The organism is Paenibacillus sp. FSL P4-0338, from assembly GCF_038002365.1.
In the GTDB taxonomy this organism is placed as follows: domain Bacteria; phylum Bacillota; class Bacilli; order Paenibacillales; family Paenibacillaceae; genus Paenibacillus_AQ.
Genome location: NZ_JBBOCG010000001.1, coordinates 4,496,368 through 4,518,987, shown reverse-complemented (window position 1 = coordinate 4,518,987; position 22,620 = coordinate 4,496,368). Strand labels below are relative to the sequence as shown.

Annotated in this window: 21 protein-coding genes and 1 other annotated feature; all 21 genes read left to right on the top strand. The window is 49.2% G+C overall.

Going from position 1 to position 22,620, the window contains the following annotated elements; genetic code table 11:
- Nucleotides 1-58 precede the first annotated feature (58 nt).
- Nucleotides 59-1,522: a glutamate--tRNA ligase gene (gltX, locus tag MKZ07_RS19895; RefSeq protein ID WP_036692333.1), complete on the top strand. Its 1,464-nt coding sequence runs from the start codon at nt 59-61 to the stop codon at nt 1,520-1,522.
- A gap of 512 nt (nt 1,523-2,034) precedes the next feature.
- A complete protein-coding gene (cysE, locus tag MKZ07_RS19890) occupies nt 2,035-2,727 on the top strand; it encodes a serine O-acetyltransferase (protein ID WP_036692335.1) in 693 nt (230 codons plus the stop codon).
- 51 nt (nt 2,728-2,778) lie between these two features.
- The gene (gene cysS, locus MKZ07_RS19885) at nt 2,779-4,185 is read left to right on the top strand and encodes a cysteine--tRNA ligase (protein ID WP_036692338.1); all 1,407 of its coding nucleotides are present in this window, start codon (nt 2,779-2,781) and stop codon (nt 4,183-4,185) included.
- Complete coding sequence (locus MKZ07_RS19880) at nt 4,182-4,619, top strand: Mini-ribonuclease 3 (protein ID WP_341027224.1); 438 nt, start codon at nt 4,182-4,184, stop codon at nt 4,617-4,619. Before cysS ends, MKZ07_RS19880 begins: the two co-directional genes overlap by 4 nt.
- A 24-nt stretch (nt 4,620-4,643) precedes the next feature.
- Nucleotides 4,644-5,405, top strand: a complete 762-nt coding sequence (gene rlmB / locus MKZ07_RS19875; protein WP_036692343.1) for a 23S rRNA (guanosine(2251)-2'-O)-methyltransferase RlmB — start codon at nt 4,644-4,646, stop codon at nt 5,403-5,405.
- Nucleotides 5,406-5,407: 2 nt separating this feature from the next.
- Nucleotides 5,408-5,929 carry an NYN domain-containing protein gene (locus tag MKZ07_RS19870; RefSeq protein ID WP_036692346.1) on the top strand — a complete coding sequence of 174 codons (522 nt, stop codon included), beginning with the start codon at nt 5,408-5,410 and terminating at the stop codon, nt 5,927-5,929.
- Nucleotides 5,930-6,089: 160 nt separating this feature from the next.
- A complete protein-coding gene (gene sigH / locus MKZ07_RS19865) occupies nt 6,090-6,734 on the top strand; it encodes an RNA polymerase sporulation sigma factor SigH (RefSeq protein ID WP_036692348.1) in 645 nt (214 codons plus the stop codon).
- Nucleotides 6,735-7,096: 362 nt separating this feature from the next.
- Complete coding sequence (gene rpmG, locus MKZ07_RS19860) at nt 7,097-7,246, top strand: 50S ribosomal protein L33 (protein WP_074086515.1); 150 nt, start codon at nt 7,097-7,099, stop codon at nt 7,244-7,246.
- 21 nt (nt 7,247-7,267) lie between these two features.
- A complete protein-coding gene (gene secE, locus MKZ07_RS19855; RefSeq protein ID WP_036692354.1) occupies nt 7,268-7,459 on the top strand; it encodes a preprotein translocase subunit SecE in 192 nt (63 codons plus the stop codon).
- 21 nt (nt 7,460-7,480) lie between these two features.
- A complete protein-coding gene (nusG, locus tag MKZ07_RS19850; RefSeq protein WP_020427084.1) occupies nt 7,481-8,014 on the top strand; it encodes a transcription termination/antitermination protein NusG in 534 nt (177 codons plus the stop codon).
- Nucleotides 8,015-8,089: 75 nt separating this feature from the next.
- Nucleotides 8,090-8,515, top strand: coding sequence for a 50S ribosomal protein L11 (rplK, locus tag MKZ07_RS19845; protein WP_019908208.1), 426 nt, complete (start codon nt 8,090-8,092; stop codon nt 8,513-8,515).
- 80 nt (nt 8,516-8,595) lie between these two features.
- Entirely contained in the window at nt 8,596-9,288 is a 693-nt protein-coding gene (gene rplA / locus MKZ07_RS19840; RefSeq protein WP_036692357.1) for a 50S ribosomal protein L1, read from the top strand.
- A 68-nt stretch (nt 9,289-9,356) separates the two neighbouring features.
- Nucleotides 9,357-9,509 (top strand) — a sequence feature (ribosomal protein L10 leader region).
- A 64-nt stretch (nt 9,510-9,573) separates the two neighbouring features.
- Nucleotides 9,574-10,077 (top strand): 50S ribosomal protein L10, encoded by a 504-nt coding sequence (gene rplJ, locus MKZ07_RS19835; protein ID WP_036692359.1) that lies wholly within the window; start codon nt 9,574-9,576, stop codon nt 10,075-10,077.
- A gap of 63 nt (nt 10,078-10,140) precedes the next feature.
- Nucleotides 10,141-10,500 (top strand): 50S ribosomal protein L7/L12, encoded by a 360-nt coding sequence (gene rplL / locus MKZ07_RS19830; protein WP_036692360.1) that lies wholly within the window; start codon nt 10,141-10,143, stop codon nt 10,498-10,500.
- 136 nt (nt 10,501-10,636) lie between these two features.
- Entirely contained in the window at nt 10,637-11,233 is a 597-nt protein-coding gene (locus MKZ07_RS19825; protein ID WP_036692362.1) for a class I SAM-dependent methyltransferase, read from the top strand.
- A 425-nt stretch (nt 11,234-11,658) separates the two neighbouring features.
- Entirely contained in the window at nt 11,659-15,204 is a 3,546-nt protein-coding gene (gene rpoB, locus MKZ07_RS19820) for a DNA-directed RNA polymerase subunit beta (protein ID WP_036692364.1), read from the top strand.
- Between the two features lie 113 nt (nt 15,205-15,317).
- A complete protein-coding gene (gene rpoC / locus MKZ07_RS19815; protein WP_036692365.1) occupies nt 15,318-18,929 on the top strand; it encodes a DNA-directed RNA polymerase subunit beta' in 3,612 nt (1,203 codons plus the stop codon).
- 179 nt (nt 18,930-19,108) lie between these two features.
- Nucleotides 19,109-19,360 (top strand): ribosomal L7Ae/L30e/S12e/Gadd45 family protein, encoded by a 252-nt coding sequence (locus MKZ07_RS19810; RefSeq protein ID WP_036692367.1) that lies wholly within the window; start codon nt 19,109-19,111, stop codon nt 19,358-19,360.
- A gap of 134 nt (nt 19,361-19,494) precedes the next feature.
- Entirely contained in the window at nt 19,495-19,914 is a 420-nt protein-coding gene (gene rpsL / locus MKZ07_RS19805; RefSeq protein WP_036692370.1) for a 30S ribosomal protein S12, read from the top strand.
- Between the two features lie 45 nt (nt 19,915-19,959).
- Nucleotides 19,960-20,430, top strand: coding sequence for a 30S ribosomal protein S7 (rpsG, locus tag MKZ07_RS19800; RefSeq protein ID WP_020427074.1), 471 nt, complete (start codon nt 19,960-19,962; stop codon nt 20,428-20,430).
- A 47-nt stretch (nt 20,431-20,477) separates the two neighbouring features.
- On the top strand, nt 20,478-22,556 hold the full coding sequence (fusA, locus tag MKZ07_RS19795; RefSeq protein ID WP_036692374.1) for an elongation factor G: 2,079 nt from the start codon (nt 20,478-20,480) through the stop codon (nt 22,554-22,556).
- Nucleotides 22,557-22,620 lie beyond the last annotated feature (64 nt).

Below are 22,620 nucleotides of genomic sequence, written 5' to 3'. Positions count from 1 at the left end.
GATGGCTTTAGCGTAAGTAAAGACCTAATTTTAACCAATATGAAGCGGAGGGAAACCCATGGCGGATCAAGTTCGGGTGCGTTACGCACCGAGCCCTACGGGACATTTACATATCGGAAATGCCAGAACAGCCTTGTTTAACTATCTGTTCGCCCGCAATCTGGGCGGCAAATTCATTATCCGGATTGAAGATACGGATCTCAAGCGCAACATTGCAGAAGGTGAAGAGAGCCAGCTGAAGTATTTGAAGTGGCTGGGAATTGACTGGGATGAAAGTGTGGATGTAGGGGGCGAATACGGGCCTTACCGCCAGACTGAGCGTCTGGATCTGTACCGTGTTTACTGGCAGGATATGCTGGACCGCGGCCTGGCTTACCGCTGCTATTGCACGGAGGAAGAGCTGGAGGCCGAACGCGAGGAGCAGACGGCACGCGGCGAAACCCCGCGTTATTCCGGCAAACACCGTAATCTGACCGAGGAGCAGCGCCTGGCCTTTGAGGCGGAGGGACGCGTGGCCAGCATCCGGTTCCTTGTTCCGGAAGACCGTACCTATACCTTCAATGATATCGTAAAAGGCAGCATTTCGTTCAATAGCAAAGAAATGGGCGACTTCGTCATCGTGAAGAAGGACGGTATTCCGACCTATAACTTCGCCGTAGCGGTAGACGACCATCTGATGGCTATCTCTCATGTGCTGCGCGGAGAGGATCATATCTCCAATACCCCGCGCCAGCTCATGATTTATGAGGCACTGGGCTGGGAAGCTCCGCTCTTTGGCCATATGACGCTGATTGTCGGCGATGATCATAAGAAGCTGAGCAAACGAAATGAATCGATCATTCAGTTTATTGAACAGTACGACCAGCTGGGCTACCTGCCGGAAGCCCTGTTCAACTTCATCACCCTGCTGGGCTGGTCGCCTGAGGGGGAAGAGGAAATCTTCACCAAGGAAGAGCTGATCTCGATCTTTACGGCGGACCGCCTGTCGAAGAGTCCGGCAGTGTTCGATACGAACAAGCTGGCGCATCTGAACAATCACTATATCAAGCATGCCGATCCTAAGCGGATTGCTGCACTTGCCATTCCTCATTTGCAGAAGGCAGGCCGTCTGCCTGAGGTACTCAGTCAGGAGCAGCAGAGCTGGGCGGAAAGCCTGGTTGCGCTGTACCAGGAACAAATGACCGCCGCGTCCGATATTGTCGCTCTCTCCGAGCTGTTCTTCCGCAGCCACCTGGAGCTGGAGACTGAAGCGGCTGGGGTGCTTGCCGAAGCCCAGGTTCCTGAAGTGCTGTCCGCATTTCTGGCTAAAGTGGAGGCTGCTGAAGATTTCAGCGCCCCGCATATGGCTGTTCTGATCAAGGAAGTGCAGAAGGAGACCGGGCACAAAGGCAAAGCGCTGTTTATGCCGATTCGTGTCGCTCTTACTGGACAGATGCATGGCCGCGACTTGAATGCAACGATTGCGCTGCTCGGCCGCAGCCGGGTGATCGAACGTCTGAAATCACAAATCAAAGGCGCTTAGGGCAGGACATACAAGGGGAGGAGACCCTTGTCAGTTTTGCGGCTTTTCGCTAAGATAGAAGAATATAAGAATAGCTGGGATCAGGAAAAGTAGGCGTATACAGACAATTACCAGAGAGAATAACCGCTTAAGGGCGAACGTCCTTGCAGGCTGGGAGTTATTCATTTGTCTGCCGCTGAAGATGCACCTGTGAGCTGCATGGTTGAACGTCCTTGTGCGGGGCTGTAGACTGTGCCGGGTTGTCGCCGTTACAGACACCAAGAGGAACACCGGATACGGGGCTGCAAGTTTACAGCTCTGACATATACCAATGTTCAAGCAGAGTGGGACCGCGGTTAAACGTCTCTGCAGCTATGATGCTGCAGGGGCGTTTTTTGTTGAAATATAAGAATGTGTAGGTTTCACGCTATCCATTATCCTTCTATTTCTCGCTGAAACGGTACCGTCCATCCAAAGGACGGCAAAGCCGTTTCTGCTTGAAATATAGCATCTCAAAGAAGAGGGGAACCGCGATGTTTAAGCATATCAAGTCGGATATTCGGGCAGTATTCGACAATGATCCCGCCGCCCGCAGCAGGTTCGAGGTAGTCTTCACCTACGCCGGGCTTCACGCGATCTGGGCACACCGGACGGCCCACTCTTTTTACAAACGCCGCTGGTTTACCTTGGCACGCATGGTTTCGCAGATCAGCCGGTTCATGACCGGAGTAGAGATTCATCCGGGAGCGGTCATCGGCAGCCGGTTGTTTATTGACCACGGAATGGGTATTGTCATTGGTGAGACCTGCGAGATTGGCGATGATGTCATTATCTATCAGGGCGTTACACTTGGGGGAACCGGCAAAGAGAAGGGCAAACGTCACCCTACCGTCGGCAACAATGTAGTTATCGGCTCTGGTGCCAAAGTACTGGGTTCCTTCCGAATCGGCGATAATTCTAATATCGGCTCTAACGCAGTCGTGCTGCGTGAAGTGCCTAACAACAGTACGGTAGTCGGCAATCCCGGGCGTGTGGTCAAGCGTAACGGGGAACGTGTATCCGACCGGCTGGATCATACCAAGATGCCAGACCCGCTGATTGATTCCCTCAAGTTCCTGCAGAAGGAGATCGAGGAGCTAAGAGAACAGATGGGTGCTGAAGATAAGCAGAAGAAGGAACAGCGGCGGCTCGAAAGCCAGCAATATATCGGCGATTACGAAATTTAAGAGCACCGGCATTTCACGAATCCGGGGACAATAGAAAGGGTTGGGACAAGAATGGCTTTGCATATTTACAACACAATGACGCGCACAAAGGAAGAATTTGTACCGCAGGAGACGGATAAGGTGAAGATGTATGTCTGCGGACCCACGGTCTACGGCTATATGCATATCGGGAATGCAAGACCGGTCATTGTTTTTGACATGGTGCGCAACTACCTGGAGGCGCTTGGGAATGAGGTCCGCTATCTGACAAATTTCACCGATGTGGATGATAAAATGATCCGCAAGGCGGAGGAGCTGAACATCACCGTAGCCGAGGTAGCCGAAATGTTCATCGCCGCCTACCAGGAGGATCTGGCCGGGCTTGGCGTGAAGCCGGCGACGATGAATCCGCGCGTTACGGAGAGCATGGACACGATTATCGAGTTCATTAAGGAGCTTGAAGACAAAGGCTACGCGTATGAGAACGGTGGCGATGTATATTATCGTACCGGCAAATTTGCCAATTATGGCAAGCTGTCCCGCCAGAATCTGGAAGAGCTGCGCTTCGGTATCCGTGTCGAGGTGGATTCGCGCAAGGAGAACCAGGAGGATTTCGTACTCTGGAAGGCAGCCAAGCCGGGCGAAGTGCACTGGTCCAGTCCATGGGGAGAAGGCCGTCCCGGCTGGCATATTGAGTGTTCGGCGATGGTGCGCGAATATTTAGGTACGACGATTGACATTCACGGCGGCGGTGAGGATTTGAAATTCCCGCATCATGAATGCGAATGTGCCCAGACCGAAGCGCTGACGGGGGAGCCGCTGTCGAATTACTGGATGCATAATGCTTTTCTGAATATCGGCGACGAGAAAATGTCAAAGTCGCTGGGAAATGGACTCCTTGTGAAGGATATCCGTGCGCGCTTCAAGCAGGGTGCTATCCGTTACTTCATGCTATCCAGCCATTACCGCAATCCGCTGAACTTCACCGAGGAAGCACTGCTGTCTGCTGAGAAAAGCGTAGAGCGGATCGCTCTGGCCGAAGGCAATGTGAAGCATCGCCTTGAATTGGCGGCGCAGGGGGCAGAAGGTGAGGCAAGTCCGCAGGTTACGGAGCGTCTGGCCGCTACCCTTAGCAACTTCCATGCCCGTATGCAGGATGATTTCAATACACCGGATGCCATTACTGCGGTATTTGACTGGGTGAGCCTGGCGAACCTTACGCTTGCTGATCATGAGGCGAATCCGGCTGACTTCGCCGCATTACTGAAGGCTTTTGCCGAGATGAACGCTGTACTACGCCTCACGGTAGAGGCTGAGGAAGAAGTGGCGAGCGAAGAGGTAGAACGCCTGATTGCGGAGCGTGCGGAAGCGCGCAAGAACAAGAACTGGAGCCGGTCGGATGAAATCCGCGATGAGCTGAATGCGCTGGGGATTCTGCTGGAAGATACTCCACAGGGAATGCGGTGGCGGCGTAAATGAACGGGCTGTTTGATCTGAACCGTGCCTGGTTCCCGTATGAACCCTCCAAGCCGGCCCACCTGCTGCCGCCTATTGTCCTTGCGTATGCAGGGGATGCTATTTACGAAGTTGCAGTCCGGCAGTATCTGATCTCGCTGCCCAATCTGCGTCCCCAGCATCTGCACCGGTCAGCGACCGGGCTGGTCTCCGCCAGAGCGCAGAGCACCATTCTTGCTTATCTGGATCCGGTGCTCACCGAGGAAGAGAAGGATGTGGTCAGACGGGGACGCAACGCCAAATCCGGGAACATTCCCAAAAATGCGGATGTGCTGGAATACCGCCACGCCACTGCTTTTGAATGCATGATCGGCTATTTATATTACACAGGACAACAGGCGAGAATCCAGGAGCTTGTTCACAGCAGTATCGAATATATGATGCACCGCCCCAAGTGAGTATACAGAACAGGAGATAAGAATATGGAAGAATTGAGAACTGAAGAGGAAATACTGGCAGGCAAGCATTCGGTGCTTGAAGCCCTTAGAGCGGGACGGACAATCAATAAAATATGGATCGCCGAAACTGCGCAAAAGCACCTGACCGCACCTATCGTTGCGGAAGCGCGCAAAGCAGGTATTGTCATTCAGCATGTGGACAAGCGCAAGCTGGATCAGCTCGCACCGGGCGTCCAGCATCAGGGAGTGGTGGCGCAGGCGGCGCCTTTTGCCTACACGGAGGTTGCTGATATTCTGGCAATTGCTGAAGCCAAGGGAGAACCGCCGTTTCTGCTCCTGCTGGACGAAATCGAAGATCCGCATAACCTCGGGTCTATCCTGCGTACGGCTGACTGCACAGGTGTGCACGGAGTCATTGTGCCGAAGCGCCGCTCCGCGCAGATTACTGCCACTGTATCCAAGACCTCGGCTGGTGCAGTCGAATATGTGCCCGTGGCCCGCGTAACGAATCTTGGACAGACCATTGACCGGCTGAAGGAGCTGGGAGTCTGGGTAGTCGGTACGGATGTGGATACCGATCAGAATTTGTTCGGATCGGATATTTTCACCGGACCGGTAGCCGTGGTGATCGGCAATGAGAATAAAGGGATGGGCCGCCTGATCCGTGAGAAATGCGATGTGCTGCTTAAGCTGCCGATGGCGGGGAAAATCAACTCTCTGAATGCTTCGGTGGCAGCGGGTGTAATCATGTACGAGGTAATCCGCCGCCGCCAAGAACAGGGATAACTATGGCAGACTGGCGCGATATCCTGCTCGTGGACGGATACAACATGATCGGCGGCTGGCCAGAGCTTGCGGCATTGTCGCAGACCGGTATGCAGGGGGCACGCGACCGGCTGCTCGATATGCTGGCCGATTATCAGGCATTCTCCGGGCTGCGCGTCATTGCTGTATTCGATGCTTACCGTGTGCCGGGACTGGGCAGATCGTTTGAACAAGGGAAGATCCAGGTCTTCTTCACCAAGGAGAAGGAAACAGCAGATGAATGCATCGAACGGCTGGTGGGGGAATTCACGCACCGCCGCAGACAAATCTCGGTAGCCACTAGCGATTTTGTGGAGCAGCATGTCGTTTTTGCCCAGGGGGCACTCCGGATTTCGGCTAGGGAACTGAGGCTTGAGATTGAGGAGAACCAGAAGCAGGTGAAGAAGGCCATCGAGCCGGGAAGCGTAAGCGGGACCCGTCACTCGCTGGAAGACAAGCTGCCACCAGAGACGCGTAAGCGGCTGGAGGACTGGCGCAGACAGTAGGACAGGAATAGCAGTTGCCCTTACAAGAAAATGACATAATATGTTATTGAAGATTGTTTTTGGACAAATCCGGTTGACGGTGTAAGGTAACATAATATATACTGTTCCTATATTTCGAGAAGTAACGATGTGTCTTGCGTTGCAGCCGGGGGGATTCTTGGTGAGTGTCGACCTCAAGGAATTAATGCTGTCCGAGTATGATTTCATAAGTGATGAAGAAATTGTCGAGATCTTCCGTGGTGGCGACAGTGGCGCATTGGAGCATTTAATTAACAAGTATCGTAATTTTGTGCGTGCCAAGGCTCGTTCCTATTTTTTGATCGGGGCAGATCGTGAAGATATTGTACAGGAAGGCATGATTGGCTTATACAAGGCCATCCGTGACTTCAAGGGTGACAAGCTGTCATCGTTCAAGGCCTTTGCCGAGCTGTGCATTACCCGTCAGATTATAACCGCCATTAAGACCGCTACCCGCCAGAAGCATATTCCGCTTAATTCATATGTCTCGTTAGACAAGCCCATCTATGATGAGGACTCCGACCGGACATTGATGGATGTGATATGCGGAAGTCAGGTGCTGGACCCGGAAGAGTTGATTATCAACCAGGAGGAGTTCATCGGACTGGAAGATAAGATGGCTGAGATTCTGAGTGATTTGGAACGCAAGGTTCTGATGCTCTATCTGGACGGACGGTCCTATCAGGAGATTGCCGAGGATTTGAAGCGGCATGTGAAGTCCATTGACAATGCTTTGCAGCGAGTGAAACGTAAATTGGAAAGATATCTGGAAGTGCGTGACAATTAATGATATAATGACTAGGAAGGCTCGGGACTCGAGTCTTTTTTTAGTGTCCGCTAGATTTGGATACAGCGAATTTACGACGGGTGAAGCGTTGGAGGATGGCAGGTTTATACACAAGCGAATTGCAGCATAATGATTATGGAAGACAGCTAGCGGTACAGGAAGAAGCAGGATCAAAGATGACTTATGGCATAAGGCTACAGCACCCGGAATTACCCAGTGCGATGGGGGAAACTTTCGTTGACACAGACATTGATATTATGCTAAAGTGTTTTAGGTAGGCCTAAATTCGCGGCTTTTTTTTGAATCAATATCTACGTCTTCTAATTTGATGATTAGAAGTACGTCTTCGGGAGGTGCACATCATGCGGGTAATTATCACTTTGGCTTGTACAAGTTGCAAACAAAGAAACTATGCAACAACCAAAAACAAGCGAAATCACCCCGACCGCTTGGAGATGAAGAAATTTTGCAAGTTCTGTAACGAGCAAACTCCTCATCGCGAAACCAGATAGTCTTTTGGAGGTGTAGTCGGCGTGAAACGTAGTTTCAAGTCTTTGTTTTCCTTTTTCACTGAGAGCTGGAGTGAACTCAAAAAGGTTCGCTGGCCTAGCCGTAAAGAACTGAAAAACTATACATTGATCGTTCTCGGTACAATTGTAGTTATTTCTCTTTACTTCTGGGTTCTGGACATCGGTATTTCCGCTGTGATTGAAGCGATTATTTAGAGAGGTCCCAGGTGGCTTGATATGGAAAAAAGATGGTACGTTGTTCATACCTATTCCGGGTATGAGAATAAGGTCAAGGCCAATTTGGAAAAACGCGTTGAGTCCATGGGCATGGAAGACAAAATATTCCGCGTTCTTGTTCCTATGGAAGAAGAGCTGGTGAACAAGGATGGCAAGAAAAAAACTGTCATGCGCAAAGTTTACCCTGGTTACGTTTTGGTCGAAATGGTTCAGACTGATGATTCATGGTATGTTGTCCGCAATACGCCGGGCGTTACCGGATTTGTCGGTTCAACTGGTTCGGGCTCTAAGCCTACCGCTCTGCTACCCGAAGAGGTTGAACAGATTCTGAAGCATATGGGCATGGTTGAACCTAAAGCGAAGATTGATTTCGAAATTAAGGAATCCGTACGTATTATGGTTGGTCCATTTGCGAATTTTGTGGGCTCCGTGGAAGAGATTTTGGCAGACAAAAGCAAGATCAAGGTGCATGTCAACATGTTTGGACGGGAAACCCCGCTGGAGTTGGATTTCACTCAAGTGGAGAAGATATAACAAGCACAAGGGTTTCTTGTGGGAGAATGCTGTTTAGCATTCGAATACCACTATTTACGCAAGGAGGTGTCACTCATGGCTAAAAAAGTTATTAAAATGGTGAAACTGCAGATTCCTGCAGGGAAAGCGAATCCAGCGCCTCCAGTAGGTCCGGCGTTAGGTCAAGCGGGTGTCAACATCATGGCATTCTGTAAGGAATTCAACGCTCGTACTGCCGACCAGGCTGGTCTGATTATCCCGGTTGAAATTACAGTATTTGAAGACCGTTCGTTTACCTTCATCACCAAAACTCCTCCGGCTGCTGTTCTGCTTCGCATCGCTGCAAAAGTAGAAAAAGGCTCCGGCGAACCAAACAAGAAAAAAGTAGCGAAGCTGGGCCGCGCAGCGGTTCGTGAAATCGCTGAAACCAAAATGCCCGATCTGAACGCTGCATCTGTTGAAGCTGCAATGCGTATGGTTGAAGGTACTGCCCGCAGTATGGGAATCACAATCGAAGACTAATATGTATTCGATGAACCGGTCGTTCATGACCGCAATATGTGGGAGGAATTTCCGCTAACACCACAAAGGAGGAACATTTCATGGCTAAACATGGTAAGAAGTACCAAGAATCCGCTAAGCTGATTAACAGCGAAGCGACTTACGAGCCTTCAGAAGCTGTAGAGCTTGTGAAAAAGGCGGCAACTGCCAAATTTGACGAAACCGTTGAAGCAGCAGTTCGTCTGGGTGTAGACCCGCGTAAACAAGATCAGGCAGTTCGTGGTGTTGTTGTCCTGCCTCACGGCACAGGTAAAACACAACGCGTGCTTGTATTTGCAAAAGGTGAAAAAGCTAAGGAAGCGGAAGCTGCTGGCGCTGATTTTGTTGGTGATGCTGATATGATCAACAAGATTCAACAGGGCTGGTTCGAATTCGACGTCTGCGTAGCTACACCTGACATGATGAGTGAAGTCGGTAAACTGGGTCGTCTGCTCGGTGGTAAAGGTCTAATGCCTAACCCTAAAGCAGGTACAGTTACTTTCGACGTTACCAAGGCTGTTCAAGAAATTAAAGCCGGTAAGATCGAATACCGTCTTGACAAAGCGGGCCAAATTCACGCGCCAATCGGCAAAGTGTCTTTCAACGCTGAACAATTGAACGAGAACCTTAAAGCTCTTATGGACGCTTTGAACCGTGCGAAACCGGCTGCTGCCAAAGGTGTATACCTTAAAGGCATCGCTATTTCGTCCACAATGGGACCTAGCGCTCGTGTGAACGCAGCTGCTTTCAGATAATTAAAGGTTGACTCCTAGAGTAATCTTTGATAGTCTATAACAGTTGTGAACATTAAGGTGATCAATCTTAAATGTGAATATGCTTACCGTAGACAGTAGGTGCCGTAGGGCTTAATTTCCTACCGAGGTGTTGTGATAGAAACAAAAAGTGCCAGGCTCGCCTGACTAACTTCCGTTTTATCAAGCCTTCGTGAATCTGCGGAGGCTTTTCTAATGCCTGCGTAGGAACGGCGCGGTTTCTCCGGAAGGATCGCCGTCACATAAATTTTCAGGAGGTGTATACAATTGGCAAATGCAAAAGTAATCCAAGCAAAACAGGATGCGGTTGATGTTGTTGCTAGCAAACTGCAGAACAGTGTCTCCACTGTTGTTGCAGACTACCGCGGATTGAACGTATCGCAAGTGACTGAACTGCGTAAGCAGCTTCGTGAAGCTGGCGTTGAGTTTCAAGTCCTGAAGAACACATTGCTTCGCCGTGCAACTGCGGCAGCTGAGCTGACTGATCTGGACGCTGTCCTGACTGGTCCTACAGCGATCGCATTCTGCGAGACTGATGCGGTAATAGCAGCTAAGATTCTAAATGACTTCGCTAAGAAGAACGACGCTTTGAAACTGAAAGGCGGCGTTGTAGAAGGTAAAGTTATCGATGCGGACCAACTGAAAGCACTGGCTGAACTGCCATCCCGCGATGGTTTGCTCTCCATGCTGCTTAGCGTGCTTCAAGCTCCAATGCGCAACTTCGCGCTTGCAGTTAAAGCTGTTGCTGAGAAAGAAGAACAAAGCGCGTAAGCCTTTGCTTCTAGCTTCATAATCAAGACCACAAACCAATTCAAATATAATGGAGGTTCAATCATGAGCAAAGAAACAATCTTAGAAGAAATTAAAGGCATGAGCGTACTGGAACTGAACGACCTGGTAAAAGCAATCGAAGAAGAATTTGGCGTAACTGCAGCAGCTCCAGTAGCTGCTGGCGGCGCTGTAGCTGCTGTTGAAGCAGAACAGTCCGAATTCGACGTAATTTTGACAAGCGCTGGCGCTTCCAAAATCAACGTTATCAAAATCGTTCGCGAAATCACAGGTCTTGGCTTGAAAGAAGCTAAAGAAGTTGTAGACAACGCTCCAAAAGCAATCAAAGAAAAAGTAAGCAAAGAAGAAGCCGAAGCTACCAAAGCGAAATTGGAAGAAGCAGGCGCAGTTGTAGAAGTAAAATAAGTTGATTCAATAGGTACTGCCCCGGAGCAGAAGTGATTCTCTCCGGTTCCTGCAACCCCCTTGAACTTGTTCAAGGGGGTTGCTCTATAAGGGAGCCTTGCAGGGATATGTAGTTCAACGTGAAAGGGAGGATGGTATGTCGCAGCATTATTACTCGCAGCAGCCTGAAGCGCGTCATGACAGACGCAGCATCGATACGGAGCTGAGAGGCAAAGGCCTCCGCTTTACCAGCGACGCCGGTGTTTTTTCTAAAGGAGATATTGATCATGGCAGTCGTGTTCTGATTGAGGCGATGGAGATTCCGGAAGGTGCGAAGGTACTGGACGTGGGCTGTGGTTACGGGCCTATAGGGATTAGTGCGGCGCATCTCGCTTCCAAGGGACATGTGACGATGATTGATATCAACAGCCGTGCGGTAGAGCTCGCCCGCGAGAATGCGCAGCATAATGGAATCCGCAATGTTACGGTGATGGAAAGTGATGTGCTATCGGCAGTGCAGGGGCAGACTTTCGATGTGATTCTAACCAACCCGCCGATTCGCGCTGGCAAGGCCGTAGTGCATGCGATTTTTGAACAGGCGTATGATCATTTGAATGAGGGCGGTTGTCTGTGGGTTGTCATTCAGAAGAAGCAGGGTGCGCCGTCGGCGGTTGCCAAGCTGGAGAGTATGTTCCCGGTAGTAGAAGAAGTAGGGAAAGACAAGGGCTATAGAATCTTAAAAGCTCAGAAATAAATAATAATACTCATTGACATGCGATGTCCGTAGTGGTATTATTATAAAATGTCAGTATTAAGCTAGGCTCCATGTCTTTAGTTTGCTGAAATGTCAAGTGATATATTGTCGCCCGGTAAGCGCATGCCGCACGGCAGGTTTTTGCGAATTCCGTTCTCTATGTTCCTGTCACGGCGAAGGTCGCCGGGGCAATAGATAATAGCGCATGATCTGTAGCCAGGTGACGTATAATACGCACGTTTTGGGCAAATCTACTGGATAAGGAGTATTTTGGCCGTGAATAGATGTGCTCTTTTTTCGAAAGATTTCGATAAGGGGCTTTTCTGTATTTATGGCTGAATCCTTCTGTTATGGTTCCATTATACGGGTCCAAACAAGGGTTCGCAATCAATTTTTAAGTGAGTAGACATGAGGGGTGAGTAAAGTTGGCAGGACATCTTGTTCAGTATGGTCGACGCACTCGGCGGAGCTATGCGAGAATTAACGAGGTACTCGAGGTCCCGAACCTGATCGAGATCCAACAAAAATCTTATGATTGGTTTTTGGAGGAAGGATTGCGGGAAATGTTCCAGGACATCTCGCCGATCCAGGATTTCACAGGGAATTTGGTACTAGAGTTCATTGATTACAGCCTGGGTGAACCGAAGTACACGGTTGACGACGCTAAAGAGCGGGACGTAACATATGCAGCTCCTCTGCGTGTGAAGGTGCGTCTCATCAATAAGGAGACCGGTGAGGTTAAAGAGCAGGAAGTGTTCATGGGAGATTTCCCTCTGATGACGGAAACCGGCACTTTTATTATCAATGGTGCAGAACGGGTTATTGTCAGCCAGTTGGTTCGCTCTCCAAGCGTCTATTTCAGCACAAAAGTGGATAAGAACGGCAAAAAAACTTACACCGCCACAGTAATTCCGAATCGCGGAGCCTGGCTGGAGCTTGAGACCGACGCTAAGGACATCATGTATGTCCGTATCGACCGGACTCGTAAGATCCCGGTAACAGTCCTCTTGCGTGCTCTGGGCTTCGGCAGTGATGCTGAAATCCTGGAACTGCTTGGCAATGATGAATATATTCGCAATACGCTGGATAAAGACAACACGGATTCAACGGAGAAGGCGCTTATTGAAATCTACGAGCGTCTGCGTCCGGGCGAACCACCTACACTTGATAATGCCAAGAGCTTACTGGTCGCGCGTTTCTTTGACCCGAAACGTTATGATTTGGCCAATGTAGGCCGATACAAAATCAATAAAAAGCTGCATATTAAGAATCGTCTGTTCAATCAGCGTCTGGCACAGCCTTTGGTTGATGAGTCTACTGGAGAAATCCTGGCAGAATCCGGCCAAATGGTGGACCGCCGCCTGCTTGATGAGCTGATTCCTTATTTCGAGAAGAGTATGGCTGCCAAAAACTACCGTGTAACCGGTGGGGTAATGGACAGCGAAGACATTCCGCTTCAGACGATTGATGTATTCTCGCCAATCGAAGAGGGCCGTATCATTAAGCTGATTGCCAATGGCAACATTGATAAATCGGTTAAGCACATTACTCAGGCTGATATTATATCCTCAATCAGCTACTTTATTAATTTGCTGCATGGTATCGGCAACACGGATGATATTGACCACCTGGGTAACCGCCGTCTGCGTTCTGTGGGTGAGCTTCTGCAGAATCAGTTCCGTATCGGTCTATCCCGGATGGAGCGCGTAGTCCGCGAGAGAATGTCGATTCAGGATGCCAATGCGATTACACCGCAGGCACTGATCAACATCCGTCCGGTCATCGCGTCCATCAAAGAGTTCTTCGGCAGCTCGCAGCTGTCCCAGTTCATGGACCAGACGAACCCGCTTGCCGAGCTTACGCATAAGCGCCGTCTGTCTGCACTCGGACCCGGCGGTCTGACTCGTGAACGCGCAGGCTTTGAAGTCCGCGACGTCCATCACAGTCACTATGGCCGTATGTGTCCTATCGAGACTCCGGAAGGTCCGAATATCGGCCTGATCAACTCCTTGTCCACCTTCGCCCGCATCAATGAATACGGCTTTATTGAAGCTCCGTATCGTTGGGTGGATCCGAAGACCGGTAAGGTAACTGAGCAAATCGATTATCTGACTGCCGATGAAGAAGATAACTATGTAGTTGCACAGGCGAATGTACTGATCGATGAAGAGGGCTCCTTCAAGGAAGACCAGGTTATCGTTCGTTACAACAAGGATTCAGACAACATCACTACCATGCCTAGCAACCGCGTAGACTACATGGACGTTTCGCCAAAACAGGTCGTATCCGTCGCAACGGCGCTCATTCCGTTCCTTGAGAACGATGACTCCAACCGCGCACTGATGGGATCTAACATGCAGCGTCAGGCCGTTCCACTTCTTATTCCTAAGGCTCCGCTTGTAGGGACAGGGATGGAGCATAAGTCTGCTAAAGACTCCGGCGTATGTATTGTCTCCAAATATGACGGTATTATCGAACGCTCCTCTGCCAATGAAATCTGGCTGCGCCGTGTTGAGGCAGTTGAAGGCAAGGAAGTCAAAGGCGATATCGTTAAATATAAATTACACAAATTCATGCGTTCGAACCAGGGTACCTGTATTAATCAGCGTCCACTGGCCAAACGTGGGGATATCGTCAAAAAAGGTGACATCCTGGCAGACGGACCTTCCACAGAAATGGGCGAACTTGCGCTTGGCCGCAACGTAGTCGTTGCATTCATGACTTGGGAAGGCTACAACTACGAGGATGCGATCCTGCTGAGTGAGAAGCTGGTTAAGGAAGATGTATACACTTCGATTCATATCGAGGAATACGAATCCGAAGCTCGTGATACAAAGCTCGGACCTGAAGAGATCACGCGTGATATTCCTAACGTCGGTGAAGAGGCGCTCCGCAATTTGGATGAGCGCGGAATTATCCGTATCGGTGCGGAAATCAATGCCGGCGATATTCTGGTAGGTAAGGTTACTCCTAAGGGTGTAACTGAGTTGACTGCTGAAGAACGCCTGCTGCACGCGATCTTCGGTGAGAAAGCCCGTGAAGTTCGTGATACCTCTCTGCGCGTTCCACATGGTAGTGATGGTATTGTCGTTGACGTAAAAGTATTCACTCGCGAGAACGGCGATGAGTTGCCTCCTGGTGTGAATCAACTGGTTCGTGTCTATATTGCCCAGAAGCGTAAGATTTCTGAAGGTGATAAGATGGCCGGACGTCACGGTAACAAGGGTGTCGTTGCCCGTATTCTGCCAGAAGAAGACATGCCGTTCCTTCCGGATGGCACGCCGGTACAGGTTGTCCTGAATCCGCTGGGCGTTCCTTCCCGTATGAACATCGGACAGGTGCTGGAAGTCCATATTGGTATGGCTGCACTGCGTCTGGGTATCCACGTAGCTACTCCGGTATTCGACGGAGCCCGTGAGTATGACGTGTTCGATACGATGGAAGAAGCCGGTATGCAGCGTAATGGTAAGACCATACTGTATGACGGACGTACAGGTGAACGCTTCGAACGTGAGGTTACAGTCGGTGTCATGCATATGATCAAGCTGGCGCACATGGTTGATGATAAGATCCATGCCCGTTCTACAGGTCCTTACTCCCTAGTTACACAACAGCCACTGGGCGGTAAAGCTCAGTTCGGCGGACAGCGTTTCGGGGAAATGGAAGTATGGGCGCTTGAAGCTTACGGTGCGGCTTATACACTGCAAGAGATTTTGACTGTGAAGTCCGATGATGTGGTCGGTCGTGTGAAAACGTACGAATCCATTGTCAAAGGCGAAAACGTTCCAGAACCGGGTGTTCCGGAATCATTCAAAGTATTGATCAAGGAACTGCAGTCGCTTGGTATGGACGTCAAAATCCTTAGCGGTGACGAGCAGGAGATTGAGATGAGAGAACTGGATGATGAGGACGAGACGTCAGGCGACAAGCTGAGCCTCAATTTGGAAGGCACAGAAGTCGGCATAGAGTAGTTCACCAGCAAGCCACTAATTTCATTATACAAAAGGACCCGCCCTCTGTTGACTTAAGCGTCAAGAGAGGGCTGTGGTACTAAATCAGGATATAGGTTAAGGAGGGTTGCTCCTTGTTGGACGTTAACAATTTTGAATTTATGAAAATCGGGCTCGCTTCCCCGGAAAAAATTCGTTCTTGGTCCCGCGGAGAAGTTAAAAAACCGGAAACCATTAACTATCGTACATTGAAACCGGAAAAAGAGGGTCTCTTTTGCGAACGTATTTTTGGACCGCAAAAGGACTGGGAATGTCATTGTGGTAAATACAAACGCGTTCGTTATAAGGGCGTTGTGTGTGACCGCTGCGGCGTGGAGGTTACCCGTGCTAAAGTTCGTCGTGAACGTATGGGCCACATCGAATTGGCAGCTCCGGTATCTCATATTTGGTATTTCAAAGGTATTCCAAGTCGTATGGGTCTGGCACTGGATATGTCTCCTAGATCGCTCGAAGAGATTATCTACTTTGCATCTTATGTTGTAACCGATCCGGGGGAAACTCCACTGGAGAAGAAACAATTGCTGTCCGAGAAAGAATACCGCAGCTACCGTGAGAAATATGGCTACGGATTCCAGGCTGGCATGGGTGCGGAAGCCGTCAAAAAGCTGCTTCAGGATATCGATATCGATAAAGAGCTGGAATTCCTCAAAGAAGAGCTGCGTACTGCTCAAGGCCAGCGACGTAACCGGGCGATCAAACGTCTGGAAGTCATTGAAGCCTTCCGCAACTCCGGTAACAAGCCTGACTGGATGATCATGGATGTACTCCCGGTTATACCGCCGGAGCTTCGTCCTATGGTTCAGCTGGATGGCGGCCGGTTTGCTACGTCTGACCTTAATGACTTGTACCGGCGTGTAATTAACCGGAACAACCGTCTGAAAAGATTGCTGGATCTTGGTGCTCCTGACATTATCGTTCAGAATGAGAAACGGATGCTTCAGGAAGCAGTAGATGCCCTGATTGACAACGGCCGCCGCGGCCGTCCTGTAACGGGACCTGGTAACCGTCCGCTCAAATCGCTCAGCCATATGCTGAAAGGTAAACAGGGACGTTTCCGCCAGAACTTGCTCGGTAAGCGTGTCGACTATTCCGGCCGTTCGGTTATCGTAGTAGGTCCTTACCTGAAGATGTACCAATGCGGTCTTCCGAAGAAGATGGCACTGGAGCTGTTCAAACCGTTTGTAATGAAAGAATTGGTTAACAAAGGGCTTGCCCATAACATAAAGAGCGCGAAGCGTAAGGTAGAGCGCGTAAGTCCAGAAGTCTGGGATGTGCTTGAAGAAGTAATCAGAGAGCATCCGGTTCTGCTGAACCGTGCTCCTACGCTGCACAGACTGGGTATCCAGGCGTTTGAGCCGATTCTAGTAGAAGGCCACGCGATCCGTCTTCACCCGCTTGTATGTACGGCTTACAATGCCGACTTTGACGGTGACCAGATGGCGGTTCACGTTCCTCTGTCCGCTGAAGCTCAAGCTGAAGCCCGTATTCTCATGCTGGCATCTGGTAACATCTTGAACCCTAAGGATGGTAAGCCGGTTGTTACTCCTTCTCAGGATATGGTCCTTGGTACGTTCTATCTGACCATGGATAACAATGAAGAAAAAGGAACAGGTATGATTTTGCGTACTGTGAACGAAGCGGTCTCCGCTTATCAGCGTGGAACTGCCGGTCTGCATGCGCGTGTTGCTATTCCAGCTAAAGCTCTGGGCAAAACCTGCTTCACAGAAGCGCAGCAAAATGCTTTGCTAATCACTACGGTGGGAAAGATTATCTTCAACGAAATCTATCCTAGCAGCTTCCCGTATATCAACGAAGCGACCAAAACCAACCTGCTGCAGGGAACACCTGAAAAGTACTTCATCTATGAAAAGGGTGCGGATGTCCGCGAACTGATCATGGCTGCTCCGGAAGCCAGCGCTGTAGGTAAAGAATATCTGGGCCTCATTATCGCCCGCTGCTTTGAGACATATCACACTACCAAGACCTCAGTAATTCTGGATAAAATTAAGCAACTCGGCTTTACGTACTCTACTCGTTCCGGTGTTACGGTTGCCGTATCGGATGTTATCGTGCCTGAGGAAAAAGTCACCATTCTTAAAGAATCCGAAGCTAAGGTTGATGTAGTTGCAAACCAATACCGCCGCGGTCTGATCACCAATGATGAGCGGTATGACCGTGTTATCGAAATTTGGTCAAAGACTAAGGATGAGCTTACTAACGTGCTGCTCAAATCGATGGACCGTTTCAACTCTATCATGCTTATGGTGGATTCCAAGGCGCGTGGTAACAAATCGCAGATCACTCAGCTCGGTGGTATGCGTGGTCTGATGGCCACACCTTCGGGCCGAATCTTTGAATTGCCAATCAAAGCAAACTTCCGTGAAGGGCTGACCGTCCTCGAGTACTTTATCTCTACTCACGGAGCGCGTAAAGGTCTGGCCGATACAGCGCTGCGTACAGCGGATTCCGGGTACTTGACACGCCGTCTGGTTGATGTGGCGCAGGATGTTATTGTCCGCGAAGAAGATTGTGGTACCGATAAAGGCTTCACTGTCAGCCGGATTCAAGATGGTAAGGAAGTTATCGAGGATCTGTACGACCGTATTGAAGGCCGTTACTCCTTTGAGACTATCCGTCATCCGGAAACGAAGGAAATCATCGTTCATCGTAACGATCTGATTGATTCGGATAAGGCTGAAGAGATCGTGAACGCCGGCATTACCAAGCTGCAGATCCGCTCTGTACTGAGCTGCCGTGCCCGTCACGGTGTCTGCAAGAAGTGCTACGGGCGTAACCTGGCAACAGGTAAGTTCGTGGAAATCGGGGAAGCTGTCGGTATTATCGCGGCACAATCCATTGGTGAACCAGGAACACAGCTTACCATGCGTACGTTCCATACCGGTGGTGTTGCCGGAGACGATATCACGCAAGGTTTGCCGCGTATCCAGGAGCTGTTTGAAGCCCGTAACCCTAAAGGTCAGGCAACAATCAGTGAGATTGACGGGGTAGTTAAGGAAATCCGTGAAACCAAGGACCGCCGTGAAATTGAAGTCCAGGGGGAAGCAGAGTCCAAGACGTATTCCATCACTTACGGCTCCCGTCTGCGTGTCAGCGAAGGCCAGGAGATTGAGGCCGGCGATGAATTGACAGACGGTTCCATTGACCCTAAAGAAATGCTGCGTATCAAAGGGATTCGCGGGGTACAGAACTACATTCTGCAAGAAGTGCAGCGTGTATACCGTAACCAGGGCGTTGAAATTAATGATAAGCACATTGAAGTTATGATTAAGCAGATGCTGCGCAAAATCCGCATTATTGATGCCGGAGATACCAATCTCCTGCCGGGTGCGTTTGCTGATATCCATGAATATGAAGCAGCTAACAAGGAAGCCATTCTTGCCGGTAATGAACCTGCAGTTGCCAAGCCGGTACTGCTCGGGATTACCAAGGCTTCCCTGGAAACGGACTCCTTCCTGTCTGCGGCTTCCTTCCAGGAAACTACCCGCGTCTTAACGGATGCAGCTATCAAGGGTAAAGTGGATAAGCTCCTGGGTCTGAAAGAAAATGTTATCATCGGTAAGCTGATTCCTGCAGGTACTGGCATGAATCGTTATCGCAATGTGAAGCTCAGTGACCCAAATGCTGAAAGCAGTGAAGAAGCTTTAGAGCCGGTTCCGGCTGAATAATTAAATACTCATGGCAAGCAGTATTCGCGTCACGCAGAATTTTGCGTGACGCGGCTGTCTGCTGTGATTATTAATAAATTTATTGTCGATATTCTTGACATCATGTACTGTGGATGCTAAAATGTCTAAGGTGCGTGAGTAGTCTTGTCATTCTTATTCAGCGGAGGTAATGTTTTTTCATGACTGATGATAGAGGGTTACAGGATGCTCAGGTCAAGATCGGTTCCAAGCAAACCGTCAAGGCGGTGGAGTTGGGCCAAGCCGCAGAAGTCTATGTGGCAGAGGACGGAGATCAACGGCTTACTTCCAGAATTGTAATGCTTTGCAACAAACAAGGTGTGAAGGTCACATATGTGGACACGATGCTGAATTTGGGCAAGGCCTGCGGTATAGAAGTTGGTGCTGCGATGGCAGCCGTCTTAAAACAATAGCAGCAAGAGAACGTTTTTGTACCGGGGTACACTTCGGCAGCAAGGACTTTTCATTTGTCTTTTTATGAACCACCTGGGTCTGTGGACTTAGTGTTTGTAAATTGACTATCATTTCAGGAAGGGGGTGGCACAACATGCCAACTATTAATCAACTGGTTCGTAAAGGCCGTCAAGCCAAAATCGAAAAATCCAAATCTCCCGCTCTTCAAAAAGGGTACAACGCCCTCAAGCGTGAGGCTACAAATTTGAGCGCTCCGCAGAAACGCGGTGTATGCACTCGTGTAGGCACAATGACTCCACGTAAACCAAACTCAGCACTTCGTAAGTATGCCCGTGTTCGTCTGACGAACCGTCTTGAGGTGACTGCTTACATTCCGGGTATCGGACACAACCTTCAAGAGCACAGTGTAGTATTGCTGCGCGGAGGTAAAGTTAAGGACCTTGCAGGAGTTCGTTACCACATCGTTCGTGGTGCACTGGATACTGCAGGTGTTGCTAACCGGATGCAGGCTCGCTCCAAGTATGGTGCGAAACGTCCTAAAGTCAAGAAATAAGATGAGCTTATCAGAATAATAACCATATAAGAAAGGGGGATATCCATGCCACGCAAAGGTCCAGTTACTAAAAGAGATGTATTGCCAGATCCATTGTATAATAGCAAGTTGGTTACTCGTTTGATCAACCGTATTATGCTGGGTGGTAAAAGAGGTGTCGCTCAAAGCATTTTGTACAATTCGTTCAAGTTGATTCAAGAACGTACAGGTAAAGAGCCGATGGAGGTTTTCGAAGCAGCCATCAAGAATATCATGCCTGTATTGGAAGTTAAAGCTCGTCGTGTCGGCGGTGCTAACTACCAAGTACCTATTGAGGTTAAACCTGAAAGACGTACTGCTTTGGGATTACGTTGGCTTGTAAACTACTCACGCAACCGCGGTGAGAAGACTATGGAAGAGCGTTTGGCGGCTGAGATTATCGATGCTTCCAACAACACAGGCGCTTCCGTTAAGAAACGTGAAGATACACACAAAATGGCTGAAGCGAACAAAGCGTTTGCTCACTACCGCTGGTAGGATTGCAGTCGTTCAAATAACTTCTATTTTGAAAGGAGATCCATTTCATGGCAAGAGAGTTCTCCTTAAAAAATACACGTAATATCGGGATCATGGCACATATTGATGCTGGTAAGACTACTACCACAGAGCGGATTCTTTTCTACTCAGGCCGTACGCACAAAATCGGTGAAGTTCACGAAGGTGCTGCTACAATGGACTGGATGGAGCAAGAACAGGAGCGCGGAATTACGATTACTTCCGCTGCTACCACCGCTGCTTGGAAGGGTAACCGCGTTAATATCATTGATACCCCAGGACACGTTGACTTCACCGTTGAAGTTGAACGTTCCTTGCGTGTATTGGATGGGGCAGTAGGCGTGTTTAGCGCCAAAGAGGGTGTTGAACCTCAGTCCGAAACTGTTTGGAGACAAGCTGACCGTTATAGTGTTCCGCGGATCGCCTATGTTAACAAAATGGATATTATCGGTGCTGATTTCCTTAATGTAATTGATTCTATGCGTGATCGTTTGATGGCGAATGCAGTTGCTATTCAATTGCCGATCGGCGCAGAGAATGACTTCATTGGTATTATTGACCTGATCGAGCAAAAAGCTCACATGTTTAAGGATGATCTGGGTCAAAACATTGAAGTTACGGATATTCCGGCTGAGTACCTTCCGAAGGTTGAGGAACTTCGTCTTGAGTTGATCGAGAAAGTTGCTGAACTTGACGAAGAACTTACTATGAAGTACCTTGAAGGCGAAGAACTAACAATCCCAGAAATCAAAGCTGCATTGCGCAAAGGCGTATGTGAAGTTAAGATTTTCCCTGTAATTGTTGGGTCCTCTTATCGTAACAAAGGGGTTCAACTTATGTTGGACGCTGTTGTAGATTACTTGCCATCGCCTCTTGATGTACCAGCTATTGTTGGTCATCATGATGATGGAACTGAAGGGGTTCGCCATTCTTCGGATGAAGAGCCTTTCTCAGCTTTGGCATTTAAAATCATGACAGACCCTTATGTGGGCAAGCTTACGTTCTTCCGTGTTTACTCTGGTGTTCTGGAGTCCGGATCATACGTAGTCAATGCTACTAAGAACAAACGTGAGCGTATCGGCCGTATTCTACAAATGCATGCGAACAGCCGCCAAGAGATTTCCATCGTGTACTCTGGTGACATTGCTGCTGCAGTAGGATTGAAAGATACTAGCACGGGCGATACTCTGTGTGATGAGAAGAATCCAATTATCTTGGAATCCATGAACTTCCCTGATCCGGTTATCGAAATTGCTGTTGAACCAAAAACCAAAGCCGACCAAGATAAATTGGGCGTTGCTCTCGGTAAGCTGACCGAAGAAGATCCAACTCTTCGTGCTCATACTGATGAAGAAACTGGCCAAACTATCCTGGCAGGTATGGGCGAACTTCACTTGGATATTATCATTGATCGTATGCGCCGTGAATTCCACGTTGAAACTAACGTTGGTAAACCACAGGTTGCTTATCGTGAAACATTCAATGCGCCTGCTCGCGTCGAAGGTAAATTCGTTCGTCAATCCGGCGGACGTGGTCAATACGGTCATGTATGGGTTGAATTCGAACCTCTCGAGGCTGGTACTGGCAACCAATTCGAAAGTAAAGTAGTCGGCGGTTCTGTACCTAGAGAATATGTCGCTCCTGCACTTGCGGGTATTGAAGAAGCTATGAAAAATGGTGTTATCGCAGGCTTCCCGCTTGTTGATGTTAAAGCCACTATCGTAGATGGTTCTTATCATGATGTTGACTCCAATGAAATGGCGTTTAAAGTTGCCGGATCATTGGCACTTAAGGCTGCAAAAGACAAGTGTAAACCTGTCCTGCTTGAGCCAATCATGAAAGTGGAAGTAACTGTTCCTGAGGAGTATATGGGCGATGTTATGGGGATGCTTAGTTCCCGTCGCGGTAAGATCGAAGGTATGGACTCCCGTGGTGGAGCTCAGATTATCCGGTCTAAGGTGCCTCTCTCCGAAATGTTCGGTTACTCTACAACACTTCGTTCCGGTACTCAAGGACGCGGCGTATTCTCAATGGAGCTTTCTCACTATGAAGAAGTTCCAAGAAGTATTGCAGAAGAAATCGCAGCCAAGAATAAAGGCGGAGAATAATTTAGAGTTTTTAACTTGCCGTCCGAGTATACCACTTAAGTCATCTTAGAATTGAAAATAGGCG

What these genes read in the sequence shown, in the direction of transcription:
- gltX (WP_036692333.1), top strand. Translation starts at nt 59, where the DNA reads ATGGCGGATCAAGTTCGGGTGCGTTACGCACCGAGCCCTACGGGACAT.
- cysE (WP_036692335.1), top strand. Translation starts at nt 2,035, where the DNA reads ATGTTTAAGCATATCAAGTCGGATATTCGGGCAGTATTCGACAATGAT.
- cysS (WP_036692338.1), top strand. Translation starts at nt 2,779, where the DNA reads ATGGCTTTGCATATTTACAACACAATGACGCGCACAAAGGAAGAATTT.
- MKZ07_RS19880 (WP_341027224.1), top strand. Translation starts at nt 4,182, where the DNA reads ATGAACGGGCTGTTTGATCTGAACCGTGCCTGGTTCCCGTATGAACCC.
- rlmB (WP_036692343.1), top strand. Translation starts at nt 4,644, where the DNA reads ATGGAAGAATTGAGAACTGAAGAGGAAATACTGGCAGGCAAGCATTCG.
- MKZ07_RS19870 (WP_036692346.1), top strand. Translation starts at nt 5,408, where the DNA reads ATGGCAGACTGGCGCGATATCCTGCTCGTGGACGGATACAACATGATC.
- rpmG (WP_074086515.1), top strand. Translation starts at nt 7,097, where the DNA reads ATGCGGGTAATTATCACTTTGGCTTGTACAAGTTGCAAACAAAGAAAC.
- nusG (WP_020427084.1), top strand. Translation starts at nt 7,481, where the DNA reads ATGGAAAAAAGATGGTACGTTGTTCATACCTATTCCGGGTATGAGAAT.
- rplK (WP_019908208.1), top strand. Translation starts at nt 8,090, where the DNA reads ATGGCTAAAAAAGTTATTAAAATGGTGAAACTGCAGATTCCTGCAGGG.
- rplA (WP_036692357.1), top strand. Translation starts at nt 8,596, where the DNA reads ATGGCTAAACATGGTAAGAAGTACCAAGAATCCGCTAAGCTGATTAAC.
- rplL (WP_036692360.1), top strand. Translation starts at nt 10,141, where the DNA reads ATGAGCAAAGAAACAATCTTAGAAGAAATTAAAGGCATGAGCGTACTG.
- MKZ07_RS19825 (WP_036692362.1), top strand. Translation starts at nt 10,637, where the DNA reads ATGTCGCAGCATTATTACTCGCAGCAGCCTGAAGCGCGTCATGACAGA.
- MKZ07_RS19810 (WP_036692367.1), top strand. Translation starts at nt 19,109, where the DNA reads ATGACTGATGATAGAGGGTTACAGGATGCTCAGGTCAAGATCGGTTCC.
- rpsL (WP_036692370.1), top strand. Translation starts at nt 19,495, where the DNA reads ATGCCAACTATTAATCAACTGGTTCGTAAAGGCCGTCAAGCCAAAATC.
- rpsG (WP_020427074.1), top strand. Translation starts at nt 19,960, where the DNA reads ATGCCACGCAAAGGTCCAGTTACTAAAAGAGATGTATTGCCAGATCCA.
- fusA (WP_036692374.1), top strand. Translation starts at nt 20,478, where the DNA reads ATGGCAAGAGAGTTCTCCTTAAAAAATACACGTAATATCGGGATCATG.